Origin of the sequence: Longimicrobium sp. (assembly GCF_048594345.1) — a bacterium.
Taxonomy (GTDB): Bacteria; Gemmatimonadota; Gemmatimonadetes; order Longimicrobiales; family Longimicrobiaceae; genus Longimicrobium.
This window is the reverse complement of record NZ_JBMDXM010000034.1, coordinates 1-17,891: the sequence shown is the minus strand read 5'-3', so window position 1 is coordinate 17,891 and position 17,891 is coordinate 1. Positions and strand designations below refer to the sequence as shown.

General features: G+C 70.1%; 13 protein-coding genes. 4 read left to right on the top strand and 9 right to left on the bottom strand.

The features are described from left to right. Nucleotides 1-158 precede the first annotated feature (158 nt). The 3 genes from ACOJUJ_RS03360 to ACOJUJ_RS03350 all read right to left on the bottom strand — a co-directional run bounded on the left by ACOJUJ_RS03360 (nt 159) and on the right by ACOJUJ_RS03350 (nt 2,047). Nucleotides 159-479, bottom strand: a complete 321-nt coding sequence (locus ACOJUJ_RS03360; protein ID WP_420125430.1) for a hypothetical protein — start codon at nt 477-479, stop codon at nt 159-161. 2 nt (nt 480-481) lie between these two features. Next, the gene (locus tag ACOJUJ_RS03355) at nt 482-1,567 is read right to left on the bottom strand and encodes an alpha/beta hydrolase fold domain-containing protein (protein WP_420125429.1); all 1,086 of its coding nucleotides are present in this window, start codon (nt 1,565-1,567) and stop codon (nt 482-484) included. Between the two features lie 153 nt (nt 1,568-1,720). Further along, a complete protein-coding gene (locus ACOJUJ_RS03350) occupies nt 1,721-2,047 on the bottom strand; it encodes a hypothetical protein (protein WP_420125428.1) in 327 nt (108 codons plus the stop codon). 237 nt (nt 2,048-2,284) lie between these two features. Between ACOJUJ_RS03350 and ACOJUJ_RS03345 the strand changes: the two genes are divergently transcribed. Both ACOJUJ_RS03345 and ACOJUJ_RS03340 read left to right on the top strand, forming a co-directional pair. After that, nucleotides 2,285-3,256 (top strand): GntR family transcriptional regulator, encoded by a 972-nt coding sequence (locus tag ACOJUJ_RS03345; protein WP_420125427.1) that lies wholly within the window; start codon nt 2,285-2,287, stop codon nt 3,254-3,256. A gap of 382 nt (nt 3,257-3,638) precedes the next feature. Next, a complete protein-coding gene (locus ACOJUJ_RS03340; protein WP_420125426.1) occupies nt 3,639-5,675 on the top strand; it encodes a S8 family serine peptidase in 2,037 nt (678 codons plus the stop codon). 369 nt (nt 5,676-6,044) lie between these two features. Here the strand turns inward: ACOJUJ_RS03340 and ACOJUJ_RS03335 are convergent, their stop codons facing one another. The 3 genes from ACOJUJ_RS03335 to pgl form a co-directional block, all read right to left on the bottom strand. After that, nucleotides 6,045-6,776 carry a hypothetical protein gene (locus tag ACOJUJ_RS03335; protein ID WP_420125425.1) on the bottom strand — a complete coding sequence of 244 codons (732 nt, stop codon included), beginning with the start codon at nt 6,774-6,776 and terminating at the stop codon, nt 6,045-6,047. Between the two features lie 47 nt (nt 6,777-6,823). Next, nucleotides 6,824-9,055 carry a 1,4-alpha-glucan branching protein GlgB gene (glgB, locus tag ACOJUJ_RS03330; protein ID WP_420125424.1) on the bottom strand — a complete coding sequence of 744 codons (2,232 nt, stop codon included), beginning with the start codon at nt 9,053-9,055 and terminating at the stop codon, nt 6,824-6,826. 457 nt (nt 9,056-9,512) lie between these two features. Then, entirely contained in the window at nt 9,513-10,265 is a 753-nt protein-coding gene (gene pgl / locus ACOJUJ_RS03325; RefSeq protein WP_420125423.1) for a 6-phosphogluconolactonase, read from the bottom strand. 106 nt (nt 10,266-10,371) lie between these two features. Here pgl and ACOJUJ_RS03320 point away from each other — a divergent pair, with 106 nt between their 5' ends. Beyond that, a complete protein-coding gene (locus ACOJUJ_RS03320; protein ID WP_420125422.1) occupies nt 10,372-10,869 on the top strand; it encodes a Clp protease N-terminal domain-containing protein in 498 nt (165 codons plus the stop codon). Between the two features lie 257 nt (nt 10,870-11,126). On the opposite strand, the gene zwf is transcribed toward ACOJUJ_RS03320, so the two are convergent. The 3 genes from zwf to rho all read right to left on the bottom strand — a co-directional run bounded on the left by zwf (nt 11,127) and on the right by rho (nt 15,113). Then, nucleotides 11,127-12,734 (bottom strand): glucose-6-phosphate dehydrogenase, encoded by a 1,608-nt coding sequence (gene zwf / locus ACOJUJ_RS03315; protein ID WP_420125421.1) that lies wholly within the window; start codon nt 12,732-12,734, stop codon nt 11,127-11,129. Further along, nucleotides 12,731-13,657, bottom strand: coding sequence for a phosphogluconate dehydrogenase (NAD(+)-dependent, decarboxylating) (gene gnd, locus ACOJUJ_RS03310; protein ID WP_420125420.1), 927 nt, complete (start codon nt 13,655-13,657; stop codon nt 12,731-12,733). The genes zwf and gnd overlap by 4 nt, the downstream gene beginning before the upstream one ends. Before the next feature lie 277 nt (nt 13,658-13,934). Beyond that, nucleotides 13,935-15,113: a transcription termination factor Rho gene (gene rho, locus ACOJUJ_RS03305; RefSeq protein WP_420125419.1), complete on the bottom strand. Its 1,179-nt coding sequence runs from the start codon at nt 15,111-15,113 to the stop codon at nt 13,935-13,937. A gap of 337 nt (nt 15,114-15,450) precedes the next feature. On the opposite strand from rho, the gene mrdA reads away from it, so the two are divergent. Beyond that, the gene (mrdA, locus tag ACOJUJ_RS03300) at nt 15,451-17,328 is read left to right on the top strand and encodes a penicillin-binding protein 2 (protein WP_420125418.1); all 1,878 of its coding nucleotides are present in this window, start codon (nt 15,451-15,453) and stop codon (nt 17,326-17,328) included. Nucleotides 17,329-17,891 lie beyond the last annotated feature (563 nt).

Sequence of the window (17,891 nt, the reverse complement as noted above, 5' to 3'; positions counted from 1 at the left end):
TCCACCCGCATCCACGATCGACGGAGGCCGCGGCGGCCTACCTCCCCGTCGCCCTGACCAGGTCCTGCTACCCGATCCGAAAGAGCCCTGGCGGGAAGAGCAAGCAGAGGGTTGCCTGAGGAATCCGGCTTTCCTTTGCTTTCTCCGCTTTGCCGGCGCTACATCCCGCCAGGAGGCGTGCCGCGCAACGCATTGCGGAACACCTTGCGAAAGCCCGCCTCGGGCTCTCGCGGAACCTCTCCCGTCAGGTGTGCACGCAGGCGCCCGGCGGTCCCCGCCTTGAGCCAGCGCGGCAGGCGGCGGCGCCAGTTGCGGATGGTTCCGGGGCGCACCCCCGCCAGCGCGGCGGCCGCATCGCACGTCAACCCGTCGGTCGCGTCCAGGAACGCCGCCACCAGCGGTGCGGTGGCGCCCGGGGCACCCGCGGCCCGCGGAGGTCCAGCCGGCGCCGGGAGCGGAATTCTGAACGGAGCCCCCATCCTTACCGTCCGAACGCGCCGCGCAGCGCGGTGCCGGCCTGCTGAACGGCGGTGCGCGCGTCGGCGACCACGGCGCCCATGCCAAAGAACTCGTGCGTCACGCCCTGGTGCACGTGCACCTGCACCGGCACCCCGGCCTGGCGCAGCCGCGCGCCCAGCTCTTCGCCGTCGGAGCGCAGCGGGTCGATCTCCGCCAGGATGATGGTGGTCGCCGGCATGCGGCTCAGGTCCGCGCGCACCAGCGAGATGCGCGGGTCTTGCGCGTCCTGCGGTCCGCGCAGGTAGTGCCGGAAGAACCACTGCATCATGGGGCGGTTGAGCGGCTTGGCCATCGCGTTCTCCACGTACGACGGAGACTCGGTGTCGCCGTCGGCGATGGGATACACGGCCAGCACGTGCACGGGCATGCGCACGTTGCGCTCGCGGGCCATCATGGCCGTGGCCACCGCCAGCCCGCCCCCGGCGCTCTCCCCCGCCACCGCCACCCGCATGGGATCGCCGCCGATGGACGCGGCGTTCTGCAGCACCCACTGGTAGGCGGCGAACGCGTCGTCGTGCGCGGCGGGGAACGGGTTTTCCGGCCCCTTGCGGTACTCGATGGACACGACGACCGCCTGCGCGGCGTTGGTCAGCGCCCGTGCGGACGAGTCGTAGGTGTCGATGGTGGCGATGACCCAGCCGCCGCCGTGCGAGTACACGATCACCGGGAACGGACCCGTGCCGGCGGGCGTGTAGATGCGCACGGGGATGGCGCCGCCGGGCCCGGGGATGGTGCGGTCCTGCACGTTGCCCACGGGCTCCGGCGCCGTGCTGCGCCCCATCCGCTGCAGCAGCGCCTTGACCGCATCCGCCGGCGTCGGCTGCACGCGGGCCTCCTGCGGCGTAAGCGTCTCGATGGGCTTGGGGCCCAGCGCCATGTGCTGCTCCAGCACCGCCCGCATGTCGGCGTCGGAGCGGGCCAGCGTGGCGGCCGCGCCGGGATCCATCGGGGCGGCGCCGGGCCGCATGGTGCCGCCGGCCGGGGCGCAGGCGGCCAGCGCCGCAAGCCCGCCAAGGGCCATCAGGGTGAATCGTGTTCCGGACGCCATCGGGGTCCTCCCTGCTTCGGTAACCTGCCGCAACGCGAGTGTCGCCGGCGAACGCCGGCGCGGCCACGGGGCGCCATCACCAGCCGTGGACGCCGCGCACGGCGAAGGCAAGAGGCATACCCAATCTGATGCAAATATTGCAACAGATGTGGATCAACATTCGCCAACTGTCGCGATTTGCTGACGCGAGCACGCGCTCGGGACGCGCGCCGCCGCCGAATCACGCGGCGCCTCTGCACCGTCGGCCCACCCGGCCGACGACCGAGGCGAGAGGACGAACGGCAGCGTCGAATCATCCGGCAACCCACGCGCACCCGGCGCCGAGGCGTTTGGCCTGAGCGCGCTCCACTCCATCATCCCGTGCTGCGCAAGTGGTTGCACACCTGCGTCGCGCGCGCCGCCCGTCCTGCCTCGGAGCGCCGCGACGACCAGCGTGGCAGCGATCGCCGTGGCCGCGCCGCGGATCCAGATGCCGTTCATGGATTGCCTTCTTCGCTGGCCTTGGATCGGCCGCCGCGTTTCCATCCAGCGCGCACGCGCGGTATGCCACGTGCGCAGGGCTGCCATCAACTCCGACTCGCTCCCGCCCCATGAGGGACGGACAAAAGCCTGCGTACGGATTGGGAGCAGGCCGGGAGGCAATTCAAGCTCCCTACTTGTCACATTTTGCGAGACAGATCGGGAACTGTTTCTCAGATCTGTCGCAGAAAGGATCCGATGAGTCGTACGCCGGTAGACCGGCTGGCCGATGAGCGCCTGGCGCGCCTGCTTCGCGGCCGGCTCATGGCCGCCATCCACACCGGGCGCGTGGCCGCGGGCGGGCGGCTGCCCAGCTACCGTGAGATCTCGGACGAGACGGGCGTGGACCTGCGGGCGGTGGCGCGCGCGTATGCGCTGCTGGAGAGCGAAGGGCTGGTGGAGGTGCGCGGCCGCTCCGGCGTTTTTCTCGCCGAGCAGAAGCGGATGGGCGGGCGCGTGCTGGCCGAGACCGCGCGGTGGTTCGTCGCCGTGGCGCGCGAGGCATGGCACCGGCGGCTGCGGGTGCCTGACCTTCCGGAGTTCGTGCGGGAGTGCACGGCGTCGCGCGTGGTGCGCTGCGCCTTTGTGGAAGGCACGGTAGACCAGGTGGCGTCCATCGGGACGGAGCTGGCCGACGACTTTGGCTTCGAGGTTTCGGCCGTGCACGCGGATCGCTTTGCGCCGGTGGCCGTGGACGGCGCAGCCCCGGTGCCCCGCACCCCCGCCGAGCTTCGCGAGGCGGACTTCATCGCGACCACGGCCTTTCACGCCAGAGAGGTGCAGGAGATCGCCGCCGCGCTGGAGGTGCCGCTGGTCGTCATCCGCCTGAACCCGCAGTTCACCCGCGAGGTGGAGCGGACGCTGGCGGAGCGGGAGCTTGTGGTGGTCTGCGTGGACCCCCTGTTCGCCGAGCGGCTGAAGCTGATCGCGGGGAAAGAGCACCCGGAGCGGGTGCGCACGGTGCTCGCCTCCGACCGCGAAGCCGTGGCGCGGCTGGACCGCTCGCAGCCCGTGCTCGTCTCCGAAGCGGCGCGCAACCAGCTGCCGGACCTGACCCTGCCGCGCTCGTTTCCCGATCAGCCCATGATCTCGCCGGAATCAGCCGACGAGCTGGTGGAGCTGCTGGTGCGCATGAACCTGGAGCACGGCCTGGAAACCGGCCCGCGGTAGCAAGGTGGATTGACGGGGGGGACGGCGTTTCGGCTCCCCATGCGAAGAGCGCCATCGGACGGGGGGGCCGATGGCGCTCCGGCATTCTCGGGACGCGGACGCCCTGAACGGCAGCAGCATTTCTTCGCACCAGAGAGCGGCGCCCGCGAACGGCGATCAGCCCACTTGTGCAGGCTCACAATAAGAGACATAATACAATCACACCAGAAACATGACGGCATCCGCAACTCCACGCACCGCCGCGGATGACGACGCTTGCTTTCCGGATATCCCCCATCCGGATCCGTACCTGTTCCGCGCCATTCCACCTCACGACATCTGTCCCCCCCGCGCGCGAAAACCTCGCGCAATTCACCACCCCCCTGCACGTGGAGGAAAGCCCATGCGGTCCAGCAGAGTTCTCGCGACGATGGCGCTGGCGGCGGCAGCCGCCTGCTCCGACCAGGAAGCACCCATCGTGGCGACCACCCCCGGGTCGGCCCCGGTGCTGGCGGTCGCGAAGGACGCGATCGACGGAGCGTACATCGTGGTGCTGAACGACGGCGCGGATCCGCGCTCCGTGGCGGCCGTCGCCGGCGTGGATCCGAAGTACGTGTACACGGCGGCCCTGAACGGCTTTGCCGCCACCCTCAACCACGGGCAGCTGAACGCGCTGACCCACAACCGCAACGTCGCCTACATCGAGCAGGACGCGCGCGTCGCCGCCACCACCACGCAGACGGGCGCCACGTGGGGGCTGGACCGCATCGACCAGCGCAACCTGCCGCTGAACGGTACTTACACCTACACGCCCACGGGCGCCAACGTCCGCGCCTACATTCTGGACAGCGGCATCATGACCAGCAACACGGAGTTCGGCGGCCGCGCCACCGTGGGCTACGACGCGTACGGCGGCACCGGACAGGACTGCTACGGGCACGGCACGCACGTGGCCGGCACCGTGGGCGGCAGCACCTACGGCGTGGCCAAGAACGTTTCGCTGGTGTCCGTACGCGTGCTGGACTGCTCCGGCAACGGCACCTGGTCGGGTGTGATCGCGGGGATGGACTGGGTGGCCAACAACCACGTCAAGCCGGCCGTGGCCAACATGTCGCTGGGCGGCGCCGCCAACCAGTCGGTGGACGATGCCGTGAACCGCATGCACAACGCGGGCGTAACCGTGGTGGTGGCGGCGGGGAACGAGAACCAGAGCGCCTGCAACCGGTCGCCCGCGCGCGCGGCCCACGCCATCACGGTGGGCGCCACCACCAGCACCGACGCACGAGCGTCGTTCTCCAACTACGGCAGCTGCCTGGACATCTTTGCGCCGGGCGAGAACATCACCTCCGCTTCGATCGGATACACCGGCGGCGGAGGCGGGGGTGGCGGCGGCGGGGGTGGCACGCAGCCGTTCACCGCGCTGGCGACCAACATGAGCGGCACCTCGATGGCCTCGCCGCACGTGGCGGGCGTGGCCGCGCTGTACCTGCAGGGCAGCCCGTCGGCCACGCCGGCGACCGTCACCAGCGCCATCATCAGCAACGCCACGCTCAGCAAGGTGACCAGCGCCGGCACCGGCTCGCCCAACCGGCTGCTCTACTCGCTGATCACCCCCGCCGGTGTGAGCGCGAACATCACCGGGCCGTCGTCCATCAGCACGGCGGGCACGCACACCTGGCAGGCGAACGCGTCCGGCGGAAACGGAACGTACACCTACGCCTGGGAATACCGGGTACAGGGCGGCACGTGGTCGGCCGCGGGCACGGCGAGCTCCTACGCCCGCACGGTCGCCAGGTCCGACCCGGACTTCGAGCTGCGCGTGACCGTCACCTCGGCGGGCCTGACCGGCTCCGATCTTTCGCACCTGGTGGACGTGATTCCGGTGGCCGCGCCCATCCCCACCATCGGCGGCCCGACGATCGTCTCGACCGGCACTCACACCTGGACGGCGACGTCGACCGGCGGCGACGGCACGTACACCTACAGCTGGGAGTACCGGGTTCAGAACGGCACCTGGTCGGCGGCGGGGACCGGCGCCTCGTACTCCCGCACCGTCGCGGCCACGGATCCGGCGTTCGAGCTGCGCGTGACGGCCACTTCGGCCGGGCTGACGGGTGCCGACACCCACCTGGTCACCGTCAGCAACGGACCGACGGTAAGCATGACCGGTCCCTCGTTCGTGTTCGCGGCCGGGTCAAAAACGTGGACGGCGAACGCGGCCAACGGCACCGGCACGTACACCTACCAGTGGCAGTACCGCGTCGAGGGCGGCACCACCTGGACCAACGTGGGAACCGCCAGTTCGTACAGCCGCTTCGTCGGCGGTGGGTCGCCGTCGTTCGAGCTGCAGGTGATCGTCACCTCGGGCGGCCTTACCGCCACCGCCACCCGCTTTGTCACGGTGCAGATCGAGCCCATGTGCGGCGAGTACCTGTGCTGATCCCGTGAAATCCCCCGCGGGTCCGTGACCCGCGGGGGCTCGTACAGATCCGCACCCCCATACCGAATCCGGAAAAACAACATCGGAAGGTACAGTGGGACCGGGAACAGCCAGAGGAACAGAGGTGATTCGCATTCCCTCCTCTGTTCCTCTGGCTGTTGTCTGTTCCTCTGTACCCTGACCTCCGTTTCCCGTAGTCCGGCTTGAGGTGAGGTGTTTTTCCGGATCCGGTATCATTTCATGATCATCCTCCACGGCAACCGATCCGCACGACGTCGCAGCGATGAACGTGGAAGGGCGCGGAGAGAAGCCGTCTCTCCGCGCCCTCCGCGCCTCCCCTGTGTGAGCAGTCGTCGCTGCGCGGGCGGATCAGGGATGCCGCTCGGCCATGTGCTGGGCGACGCGCTCGGCCAGGGGGCGCGTCATCCCCGCGACCGTGGCGACGTCGGCGGCCTGCGCGTGGCGCATGCTCCACATCGTTTGAAAGCGGTCCACCAGCGAATGCACGCGCTTGGGGCCCAATCCTTCGATGGCTTCCAGCGCCACCGCCAGCCGCTCGCGCTCCAGCCGCGCGCCGATGGTCTGGTGGTCGCTCACGTCGTGGCCTTTTTCGCCCAGGTGGCCCAGGAACGACATCCAGTCCTCGTGGTTCCACCCCGAGGGCCGCGCGATGGCAAAGGCGCGCAGATCCGCCTGAAGGTGGTCCACCTCCTTTTCCCTGCGCCGCCGCGCCGCCGTCTCGGCGTACGTCTCGCGCTTCTTCTTCCCCCCGCGCGACTTCGCGGGCGCGGGAGCGGGAGCCGCGTCCTCCACGCCGGTGCCGGGCGCCGCGCGACGAGTGCGGGACTTCGGCGCGGACGTGGTCGCGTCGGCGGCGGGGGTGTCGGACGGGGTCACGCCGGCGCCGGGCGCGGCGCGCCGGCCGCGCGGACGCGCCGCCGCGGTGTCCACCGACGCTTCCGGCGCGGCCGTGCCGCCGATCTCGTCTTCGGGCGCGCGGGTGCGCGGGCGGCGCGCGCGGGGCGCGGCCTCCGCCGCGGTGGTGTCGGCCGGGGGCGCGGAGGCGCGCGTGCCGGTGCCCTTCCCTCTCGTGGTCGCCATCTCTCGTCTTGCCAGAATCCGGATAAAAGAAGATGCGGGGCGGAGGATCAACGATCCGCCCCGTCCGATCGGCCTTCGTGCTTCAGCACCAGGATGCCGAGCGGCGGCAATGTAAGGGGAACGGACTGCTCGCGCCCGTGCGCCGCCAGCGCCACCGTCTCTACCGCCCCGCCGTTCCCCACGTTGCTGCCGCCGTACATGTCGGCGTCGCTGTTCAGCACCTCGCGCCACCGCCCCGCGCGCGGCACGCCCACGTGGTACGCCTGCCGCGGGATGGGCGTAAAGTTCAGCACGAAGACCAGCTCGTCCTGGCCATCCTCGCTGCGGCGCATGAACGAGAGCACCGACTGCTCCACGTCGTGAAAGTCGATCCACTCGAAGCCGGTGTGGCTGAAGTCGTTCTCCCACAGCGTCGGCTGGGCCCGGTACAGCGCGTTCAGGTCGCGCATCCACCGCTGCACCCCCGCGTGCAGCGGCTCGTCGAGCAGGTGCCAGTCCAGCGAGCGCTCCTCGCTCCACTCGCGCCACTGCCCCAGCTCGATCCCCATGAACAGCAGCTTTTTGCCGGGATGCGCCCACATGGAGCCCAGCGCCAGGCGCAGGTTGGCCGCCTTTTGCCAGGCGTCGCCCGGCATCTTGTTGATGAGCGAGCCCTTGCCGTGCACCACCTCGTCGTGGCTGAACGGCAGCACGAACTTTTCGCTGAACGCGTACATCAGCGAAAAGGTAAGGATGTTGAAGTGGTACTTTCGGTGGATGGTCTCCTCGCCCATGAAGCGCAGGAAGTCGTTCATCCACCCCATGTTCCACTTGAGGTGAAAGCCCAGGCCACCCAGGTGCGCCGGCTGCGTGACGCCGGGCCAGGCCGTGCTTTCCTCGGCGATCATCAGCGCGCCGGGGTAGCGGTCGCGCACGCTCTGGTTGAGCTGCTGCAGAAACTCGATGGCGTCCAGGTTCTCGCGCCCGCCGTAGCGGTTGGGGATCCACTGCCCCGGCTGCCGCGAGTAGTCCAGGTACAGCATGGAGGCCACGGCGTCCACCCGCAGCCCGTCGATGTGGTACTCCTCCAGCCAGAACAGCGCGTTGCTGACCAGAAAGTTGCGCACCTCGTTGCGGCCGAAGTTGAAGACCAGCGTTCCCCAGTCGGGGTGCTCGCCCATCCGGGGATCCGCATGCTCGTACAGCGCCGTGCCGTCGAACCGGCGCAGCGCAAAGGCGTCCTTGGGAAAGTGCGCCGGCACCCAGTCCAGGATCACCCCGATCCCGCGCTGGTGCAGGTGGTCCACGAAGTAGCGAAAGTCCTCCGGCGTGCCAAAGCGCGCGGTGGGCGCGTAGTAGCCGGTCACCTGGTACCCCCACGACGGATCGTAGGGGTGCTCCATCACCGGCAGCAGCTCCACGTGGGTAAAGCCCATCTCGGTGACGTAGTCCGCCAGCTCCGGCGCGATCTCGCGATACGTCATGGGGCGGTCGCCGTCCTCGGCCACGCGCTTCCACGAGCCCAGGTGCACCTCGTACACCGTCATGGGCTCCACGCAAAAGTCCCTGCCGCGCCGCGCCTCCATCCACTCCGCGTCACCCCACGCATGCTCGCGCAGGTCCGCCACCTTCGACCCCGTGTTGGGCCGCAGCTCCGCGGCGAACGCCATGGGGTCGGCCTTGAGGAACGCGGGCCCGGTGCGCGGCAGGATCTCGTACTTGTAGACGGTCCCTTCGGGCACGCCGGGGATGAAGATCTCCCACACCCCCTGCGCCGGGTGCAGGCGCATGGCGTGGCGCCGCCCGTCCCCCAGGTTGAAGTCGCCCACCACGCTCACCCGCCGCGCGCCGGGCGCCCAGACGGCAAAGGAAACGCCCTCCACGCCGTCGATCTCCATGGCCCGCGCGCCCAGCACCTCCCACAGGCGCAGGTGCGTGCCCTCGCCCATCAGGTACAGGTCAAAGTCGCTGATGGCGGGCGCGAACGCGTACGGGTCCGCCGCCGTCACCGCCGTCTCCACGCCCGGCCAGCAGACGCGCAGGCGGTAGGGAAAGCTCCCGGTGCCGCGCGGCAGCAGGGCCTCGAAAAAGCCGTCGGGGTGCACCTGTTCCATGGGCGCCACGTCGCGCCCGTCCCCGTCCGCCACGTACACGCTCTCGGCGCCGGGGAGGAACGCGCGCACCACCAGCCGCAGCTCGCCGCCGACGGAAACGGTGTGCATGCCCAGCACGCGGAACGGGTCCGGGTGCTCGGCGGCCAGGATCTGTTGTAGGTCGATCAGGAGTGTCGCGGAAGCCATCGCCTGCCCGTCTGAGTGTGCGGCCTGGATTTCGAACGCACAGGCTGCCGCCAATCCCGTGCCGCGAGGGAGGCAGGGGGGTGGTGAAGGGGTGAACGGGTGAAGGGTGAGTGAGGGTGTGAGGGTGTGAGGGTGTGAGGGTGTGAGGGCGGGGGCATCGCGACCCGCGGGGGCCCTCTCCCCCGACCGGCCTTTCGCTCGTTCCTCGCGACGGCGGTCGACCCCTCCCCCAACTTCGGGGGAGGGGGGTTGCGTTTCCTCGGCTTTCGCGCGTACGAACAACCCCTCCCCCGCAGTTTGGGGGAGGGGTCGCCGCGAGCCGCGAGGAAAGAGCGGCGAAGTCGGCGGGGGAGAGGGCCTCCCCGGCAAAGCCGGAGAGGCTGGCGACAACCCGCCCCCGCTCACCCGCTCACCCGCTCACCCGCTCACCCGTTCACCCGTTCACCCGTTCACCCGTTCACCCGTTCACCCGCCCCGCCGCCCCTGCGTCCATCACCCACACCATCTCCCCCGCCGCCGGCCGCACGGATTGCGCGGGAAAGCGATACGGATCGATCGGCCCGCGCAGCACCGCCCATGCGATCCCCGCCTTGTCCGCGCCCATCACCGGCAGCTCGATGCGCGCGGCGGCGTTCAGCACCGGCAGCGTCAGGGTGATGCGCGGCTCGCCCAGCGGAAGGTGCAGGTTCGTCGTCACCGTGCGCTCGCGCTCCCGCAGCGCATCGGTAAACGGGAAGAGGGACGCCACGTGGCCGTCCGGCCCCACGCCCAGGTGGATCAGGTCAAAGCGCGGCACGCCGGGCCCGAAGAACGCCGCCAGTTCCTCCGCGTACGCCGCCGCGCCTTCCGCCGGCGCCAGCTCGCCGCGCATGCGGTGCACGTTGGCGGGCGGGATGGGGACGCGGGAGATGAACGCCTGGTTGGCCATGCGAAAGTTGCTGCGGGCGTGGCCCGGCGGCACGCACCGCTCGTCGCCCCAGAACAGGTGCACGCCGTCCCAGGGGATGCGCGACCGCAGCGGCTCCTCGCCCAGCAGCCGGTACGCCCGCACCGGCCCGCTGCCGCCCGTAAGCGCCACGCTGAAGCGCCCGCGCTCGCGGACCGCCTCGATCGCGCGTTTCGCAAAGTTCTCCGCCAGCGCGGCGGAGGCGGCGTCCGCGTCCTTGTAGATTGCGGCGCGCGCTCCGTTGCGCTCCGTCAGCGGGATCAAGGGCTGCGTGGACACGATGGGTGGATGTGCGTACGTTTTGAGCAGCGAGCCCGGCCGAACCGCGCCGGGCGTATGATCGATGTCCGAAGGTAGATCCGGAGCCCCCATGCTCTTCAAGCGCAACAAGCTGAACGTACCGCCGCCGCGCCCGCCCGACCTGCCGTTCGACGAGGCGGCCCGCGACGCGCTGAGCGCGGCCACGGCGCAGGCGAAGAAGGCCAACGCCAGCACCGTGCACGCCGAGCACCTGCTGCTCGCGCTGCTGGAGGACCCGCGGGGCGTGCCGTCGCGCGCGCTGAGCCGCATCGGCTTCCAGCCGGACGACATCAAGGCGCGCATCGAGCGCGCCGCGCCGCCGCGTCCGTGGGGTGTGGGCGCCCCCGTGCTCCCCTTTGCGGACGACACCAAGGGCTCCATCGAGTTCGCCATGCGCGAGGCCCGCATCGCCGGAGTGCGCGAGGTGGGGACGGGGCTGCTGCTGATGGGCGTGCTGCAGTCGCCGCAGGGCGTGCCCTTTCGCGCCCTGGCCCACCTGGACATCACCCCCGTCGCGCTCCGCGCGGCCCTCGCGGCGGAGGGCAAGGACCCTCACCCGCTCGCGTAGGCTCGCACCCTCTCCGCAAGCGGGAGAGGGTATAAACATCGCGCCGGGCCCTCAGCGCGTCGCCGGTGTTGCGGGATCCATCCGCACGCATCGCATCCACCCGGCTCGCAGGCCCCCGCTGACCCGAGCAGGTGAAGCCCCGTTTGGCGAGCTTTGCGAGCCAGGACGGGGCTTATGGCCTTTCGAGCCGCGGCTTTAGCCGCCCCGGCTGGACGCCCGGCTGCCGCGCCCCGGCTGGACGTCGCGGCCGAACGAGTTCACTCCTCCTTTACCACCTCCCCCAGCGTCCCCGGCACCGCCCAGCTGCGCCCCTCGCGCGCCAGCAGCTCGTCCGCGCCCTTCGGCCCCCACGTGTTCGCGGGGTACGCTTCCGGCTTGCCGCCCGCCGCCCACGCTTCGGCGATCGGGGTGATGAGCGTCCAGGCTGCCTCCACCTCGTCGCGTCGGGCGAAGAGGGTGGCGTCGCCCAGCATGGCGTCCAGCAGCAGCCGCTGGTACGCCTCGGGCGACTCCGTGCCGAACGCCTTGCAGTAGTCGAAGTCCATGCTCACCGGCCGCAGCGCGCCGCGCAGACCCGGCTGCTTGGCCTCGAAGAACAGCGAGATCCCCTCATCCGGCTGGATGTGCAGCACCAGCGCGTTGGGCGCGGGGTCGTCCGCCTGTACCAGGTCGCGCACGGGATGCGGCGCGGGGCGAAAGCGGATCACCACCTCGCTGGCCTTGTTGGGGAGCCGCTTGCCCGTCCGCAGGTAGAACGGCACCCCCGCCCACCGCCAGTTGTCCACCGTCAGCCGCAGCGCCGCGAAGGTCTCCGTCCGCGAATCATCCGGCACCTTTTCCTCGTCCAGGTAGCCGGGCATCGCCTTGTCCCCCTCCCCCGAAGCCGCGTACTGCCCGCGCACGGCGTAGCGGTCGACGTCGTCGCCCTGGATGAGCGGAATCGACTGCAGCACCTTCACCTTTTCGTTGCGTATGGAGTCGGCGTCGTAGCTGGCGGGCGGCTCCATGGCCACCAGGGTAAGGATCTGCAGCAGGTGGCTCTGGATCATGTCGCGCAGGGCGCCGCTAGTGTCGTAGTAGCCGGCGCGCCCCTCCACCCCCACGCTTTCCGACACCGTGATCTGCACGTGGTCCACGTAGGTGCGGCTCCACAGCGGCTCCCAGATGATGTTGGCGAAGCGGAAGATGAGCAGGTTCTGCAGCGTCTCCTTGCCCAGGTAGTGGTCGATGCGAAAGATCTGCGGCTCGCCGAACACCTTGAGCAGCGCCGCGTTCAGATCGCGCGCCGTCTTGAGGTCCTTGCCGAACGGCTTTTCCACGATGATGCGCGTCCAGCACTCGGAATCCACGTCGCACACCAGCCCGGCGCGCCCCAGCCCCTCGGCCGTGGGCGCGATCACGGAGGGCGGCAGCGCCAGGTAGAACAGGCGGTTGCCGCGCGTCCCGTGCTCCCGGTCGGCCGCTTCCAGGCATTCCCGCAGATTGATGAACGTCTGCGGGTCGTCCGTGGAGCCGTGGACGTAGAAGATGTGCTTGTGGAACGCCTCCCACTCCGCCGCGTCGGGCGCCTCCGCGAACTCCTCCAGCGCGCCCCGCATCCGCTGGCGGTACTCGTCTTCCGTGATCTCCTCGCGCGAGTTGCCCACGATGCAGAACTCGTCCGGCAGCAGTCCGTCGGCCTTGAGCTTCCACAGCGCCGGCATCAGCTTGCGCCGCGCCAGGTCGCCCGTGCCGCCAAAGATGACCAGGACGAGCGGATCCGGGCATCGCACCCGCGCCATCGGCGATGCCATGGGCGTGCGGAGCGGCGTTTCGCCCGTGGCCGGCGGAAGCGGGACGTCGGGCAGCCGCGGCTCGTCGCTCATCGCGGCGCCTCCCCCTCGGGCGCGCTTTCCTTGATGGCGTGGCCGCCAAACTGGTTGCGCAGCGCCGCGATCACCTGCGCCCCGTACGACTCCTCCTGCCGCGAGCGGAAGCGGGCCAGCAGCGAGAGGGTGATGACGGGCGCGGGAACGTCCAGGTCCAGCGCCGTCTCCACCGTCCACCGCCCCTCGCCGCTGTCGGCCACCCAGCCGCGGATGCGCTCCAGCTCCTGCCCCTCGGCGGCGTAGGCGCGCTCCAGCAGCTCCAGCAGCCACGAGCGTACCACGCTGCCGTGGTTCCACAGGTCGGCGATGCGGCGCAGGTCCAGCCCCATCCCCGACTTGTGCAGGATCTCGAAGCCTTCCGCGTACGCCTGCAGCATCCCGTACTCGATGCCGTTGTGCACCATCTTGGTAAAGTGGCCCGCGCCGGACGGACCGACGTGCGCGTAGCCGTCCTGGGGCGCCAGGGTGACGAAAGCGGACTCGCAGACGGCGACCGCGTCCACGTCGCCGCCCACCATCAGGCAGTAGCCGTTTTCCAGCCCCCACACGCCGCCGCTGGTGCCCGCGTCCACCAGGCGGATGCCGCGGCCGGCCAGGTCGGCGGCGCGGCGCTGCGTGTCCTTGAAGTTGCTGTTGCCGCCGTCGATCAGCACGTCGCCGGGCTGCACGCGGGCGGCCAGGTCCTGCAGTACCTGCTCCGTGGCGCCGCCGGCGGGCACCATCACCCAGATCACCCGCGGCGCGTCGAGCTTCGCGACGATCTCGTCCAGCGACGCCGCCGGCTGCGCGCCGTCAAAGGCGCCGATGCGCGCCGTGACCTCCGCGTCGCGGTCGTGGACGACGATCTGGTGGCCACCGCGGGCCAGCCGCTGCACCATGTTGCCGCCCATCTTGCCCAGCCCCACCATCCCCAGCCGCATGCCGTCCTCCGCTCGTCTCGATCGATGTAGATTCTACCCGCCGCGCTGCGCTGCAAGTCCCGTCCCGCGCTACAGACCTTGTAACAGATGGCAGGTACAGAGGAACAGGCAACAGCCAGAGGAACAGAGGAAAACCAAATGTTGGGTTACTCTGTTCGTCTGGCTGTTGTCTGTTCCTCTGTACTCCATCCTCTGTTTCTGTCTCAGGGTGAACGAAAGCGCGGCGGCCTTGCGAAGAAGGCCGCCGCGCATCGTCATCCACCGAAATCCGTAGAGCTTACCGCAGACGCCCCAGGAGCTCGTCGTTGCTCTTGGTGTCGTTCATCTGCTTGAGCAGCAGGTTCAGCGCGTCGTCGGGGCCAAGCGAGTGCAGCGCGCGGCGAAGCTGGTAGATCTTGTCCAGCTGCTCCTGCGGAAACAGCATCTCCTCGCGGCGCGTGGCGCTCTTTTCGATGTCGATCGCGGGAAAGATGCGCTTGTCGGCCAGCGAGCGGTCCAGCACGATCTCGCTGTTGCCCGTGCCCTTGAACTCCTCGAAGATCACCTCGTCGCCGCGGCTGCCCGTGTCGATGAGCGCGGTGGCGATGATGGTAAGGCTCCCCGTGCCGCCCCGCACCTTGCGCGCGCTGCCAAAAAAGCGCTTGGGCTTCTCCAGCGCGCCGCTGTCGATGCCGCCGCTGAGCATGCGGCCCGTGCCGCGCTCGGTGGTGTTGTAGGCTCGGGCCAGGCGGGTAAGCGAGTCGAGGACGATCACCACGTCGCGGCCGCTTTCCACCTGCCGGCGCGCGTGCTCCAGCACCATCTCGGCCACGGTGACGTGCCGCTCGGCCGGGCAGTCGAACGAGCTGGCGATCACGTCGCCAATGCCCAGCATCTGCATCTCCGTCACCTCTTCCGGGCGCTCGTCGACGAGCAGCACCATCAGGACGGCGTCGGGATAGTTGGTGTGGATGCCCCGCATGATGGCCTGCAGCACCGTGGTCTTGCCGGCCTTGGCCGGGGCCACGATCAGGGCGCGCTGCCCTTTGCCCAGCGGAGCGATGAGGTCGATGATGCGGTTGGTAAAGTCGCGGCGGGACTTGCTTCCTTCTTCGGGCGGAACCTCCAGCCGCAGCCGCTCGTCGGGGTACGAGGCGGGAAGGCTGCCAAAGTCGGCGCGCCCGCGGGCCTGCGCGGGGTCCAGCCCGTTCACCAGCTGCACCTCGTCCAGCGGCGGGCTTTTGCCGCGGCCGGGCGGCGTGCCGGTGGTGCCCTGCACCCGGTCGCCGGTGCGCAGCCCCAGCCGGCGGATGACGGACTGCGACACAAAGACGTCGCCGTCGGCGGCCTGGTAGCCGTTGGCAAAGGTGCGCAGGAACCCGCTGCCGCTGGGCAGAACCTCGAGGATGCCGTCCGCTGTGGGCTGCGGCGCACCGGCAGGGCGCGCCGCGGCGGACGGTTGGGCGGAAAGGCTCATCAGATTTTCGTTTGGCTTTGATTCCGGAGCGCGACGGCCCCGCCGGCGGATGGCCGGTCGAGAGAGGTTCGGAGCTCCGCGGATGTCGGCTGGATGCGCGCCTGGATAACGTCAAGTTGCGTGCCGCAAGAGGGCCGCAAATGAGAAGAACGGACGTGGTGGTGCGCGGGATGAAGAGAATACTAGCGTTTCCGCAGGGTTGCGCAAGGATGCCGCACGTTCCGCCGCCGGCGCGCCGGGGGCAACACCGCACCCCGCGGGAGCTCCGTCTGGCGCAAACGCCTTCGTGTGCTTAACTTTACGGCGCTTTTCCCCATTCGCAGCACGCCGCCCCCGCATGTCGCGCTACCAGGACCTCAGGCTCCGCCCCGCGGATCCGTTCCACCCGCATTCACGCCGCCAGCGCTCGCTGTCGGCGGTCATGGCGATCGTGGTAATGCTGGGGCTGCTGGGAAGCGCCTTCTTTCGCACGCAGATCGTGCGCAACGGCGAGTTCGCCCTGCGCGCCGACGACAACCGCTTCGACGTCCTTCCCGTGGCCGCCCCGCGCGGCGCCATCTACGACCGCAACGGCAAGCTGGTGGCCGAAACCGTCACCGGCTACAGCCTGATGGTGGATCCCGGCCCGGCCGACTCCATCCGCGCCTGGCTGGCGCCCGTGGCGCAGATGCTGGCGCTGGACTCGGCCGGGGTGGAAGACGTCATCCGCCGCTCGCGCACCAGCAAGGGCAAGCCGGTGCAGGTGGTGCCGCACCTGAGCTTTGAGCAGGTGTCGCGGCTGGAGGAGCGCAGCGAGCCCCTGCGCGGGCTTACGATGGACCGCCGCCCCATCCGCCGCTATCCGGCCGGCGCGGCGGTGGCGCACGTGGTGGGCTACGTGCTGGAGATCAACGACCGCGAGCTGCAGAGCAAGGAGTTCGAGGGGTACGTGCAGGGGCAGCACGTGGGCAAGACGGGGATCGAGCGGCAGTACGAGCGCTCGCTGGGCGGCAAGCCGGGCGCGCAGTTCATCGAAGTCAACTCGCGCGGCCAGGTGCTGGGCCGCTTTGCCCCCACCATCAACGAGCCTCCCAAACCCGGCGCCGACGTGCGCCTGACGCTGGATCTGGACCTGCAGCGCTACGCGCACCAGGTGTGGCCGGCGGGGATGCGTGGCGCGGTGGTCGCCATGGTGCCGTCCACGGGCGAGATCCTGGCCCTGTACTCGGCCCCCTCGTACGACCCCAACCTGTTCGTGGGCGGCGTGCGCTCGCAGGACTGGTCGGCTCTTAACCGCGACCCCGCGCGCCCGCTGCTGAACCGCGCGGTGGCCGGCATCTATCCCCCCGCATCCACGTGGAAGCTGGCGACGGCCATCGTGGGGCTGGAGCGGGGCGTCATCACGCCGGAGTACGTGATGCCGGTGGCGTGCACGGGGGGCATGGCGTACGCCGGCCGCTACTCGCGCTGCATGAAGCGCGAGGGGCACGGCCCGCAGAACCTGGTGCAGGCCATCGCCAACTCGTGCAACGTGTACTTCTACCAGCTGGGCATCCGGCTGGGGCTGGACGTGCTGGCGGCGGAGGGCACGCGCCTGGGCTTCAGCCGGCCCACGGGGATCGACATCCCCGGCGAGCGGACGGGGACGTTTCCCACGGACAAGAAATGGTACGTGAACCGCTTCGGCTGGCGGCCGCCGCCCAGCGAGGTGATGAACGTGTCCATCGGCCAGGGTCCCAACGCGCAGACGCCGCTGCGGATGGCGCAGTTCTTCAGCGCGCTGTCGGGGAACGGCACCGCCCGCGCGCCGCACCTGCTGGCGCGCAAGGACGTGCCGGTAGAGACGGACCTGGGGCTGAGCAAGCAGACGCTGCAGTCGGTGTGGCAGGGGATGGCGGCCGTGGTCGAGGCCGGCGGCACCGCGCACGCCGTGGAACTGCGGCGCTTCAAGCTGTACGGCAAAACGGGCACGGCGCAGAACTCGGCCGACGCCAAGAAGCCGCACGCGTGGTTCACGGGCTTTGCGGGCCCGCGCGGCGGCGACCCCGAGATCGTGGTGGCGGTGGTGGTGGAGTTCGGCGAAAGCGGCTCGCGCGCCGCGGCCCCCGTGGCCGCGCAGGTGGCCGAGTACTACCTGAACAAGAAGCACGGCTTCAACAACCCGCCCCTGGCCGCCGAGGCCATCGCGGACCCGGCGCGGGATACCGTGCGGCGGGATTCGGTGCGGAGGAACTGAGGGGTACGGGGTACGAAAGTAGGGGGTACGAAGGTACGGGGTACGAAGGTACGAAGGTACGGGGTACGAAAGTACGGAACTGCAGAGGATGAGCGGCCCCTCGCCCGGGATACGGTGAGGGGCCGATTTGTGTCCGCGGGCCCTCACCCGCTCGCTAAGGCTCGCACCCTCTCCCGCAAGCGGGAGAGGGTATAAACGTCGGGCCTTCCCTGTGGTGCGCGTCCGCGGTTGCGGTGCCTGCCGACGCCTCTCACCTCCGCGCCGCGCAGGCTTCCGCCGACCCGAGAAGGTGAAGCCCCGTCTGGCGAGCTTTGCTCGCCAGACGGGGCTTATCGCTTTCCCAGCAGCGGGTTTACCCGCTCATCCCCACCCGCCGGCCGAAGCGCTCCGTCGCTTCACCCGTTCACCCGTTCACCCGTTCACCCGTTCACCCGTTCACCCGTTCACCCGTTCACCCGTTCACCCGTTCACCCGTTCACCCTCACACCCTCACACCCTCACCCGCCCTTCGCCTCGCCACCGGCGGGCGCGGCACCCTGCCGGTCGCGGGGAAGGCGGCGACC

What these genes read in the sequence shown, in the direction of transcription:
- ACOJUJ_RS03360 (WP_420125430.1), bottom strand. Translation starts at nt 479, where the DNA reads ATGGGGGCTCCGTTCAGAATTCCGCTCCCGGCGCCGGCTGGACCTCCG.
- ACOJUJ_RS03320 (WP_420125422.1), top strand. Translation starts at nt 10,372, where the DNA reads ATGCTCTTCAAGCGCAACAAGCTGAACGTACCGCCGCCGCGCCCGCCC.
- ACOJUJ_RS03355 (WP_420125429.1), bottom strand. Translation starts at nt 1,567, where the DNA reads ATGGCGTCCGGAACACGATTCACCCTGATGGCCCTTGGCGGGCTTGCG.
- glgB (WP_420125424.1), bottom strand. Translation starts at nt 9,055, where the DNA reads ATGGCTTCCGCGACACTCCTGATCGACCTACAACAGATCCTGGCCGCC.
- mrdA (WP_420125418.1), top strand. Translation starts at nt 15,451, where the DNA reads ATGTCGCGCTACCAGGACCTCAGGCTCCGCCCCGCGGATCCGTTCCAC.
- ACOJUJ_RS03335 (WP_420125425.1), bottom strand. Translation starts at nt 6,776, where the DNA reads ATGGCGACCACGAGAGGGAAGGGCACCGGCACGCGCGCCTCCGCGCCC.
- ACOJUJ_RS03350 (WP_420125428.1), bottom strand. Translation starts at nt 2,047, where the DNA reads ATGAACGGCATCTGGATCCGCGGCGCGGCCACGGCGATCGCTGCCACG.
- rho (WP_420125419.1), bottom strand. Translation starts at nt 15,113, where the DNA reads ATGAGCCTTTCCGCCCAACCGTCCGCCGCGGCGCGCCCTGCCGGTGCG.
- ACOJUJ_RS03345 (WP_420125427.1), top strand. Translation starts at nt 2,285, where the DNA reads ATGAGTCGTACGCCGGTAGACCGGCTGGCCGATGAGCGCCTGGCGCGC.
- zwf (WP_420125421.1), bottom strand. Translation starts at nt 12,734, where the DNA reads ATGAGCGACGAGCCGCGGCTGCCCGACGTCCCGCTTCCGCCGGCCACG.
- gnd (WP_420125420.1), bottom strand. Translation starts at nt 13,657, where the DNA reads ATGCGGCTGGGGATGGTGGGGCTGGGCAAGATGGGCGGCAACATGGTG.
- ACOJUJ_RS03340 (WP_420125426.1), top strand. Translation starts at nt 3,639, where the DNA reads ATGCGGTCCAGCAGAGTTCTCGCGACGATGGCGCTGGCGGCGGCAGCC.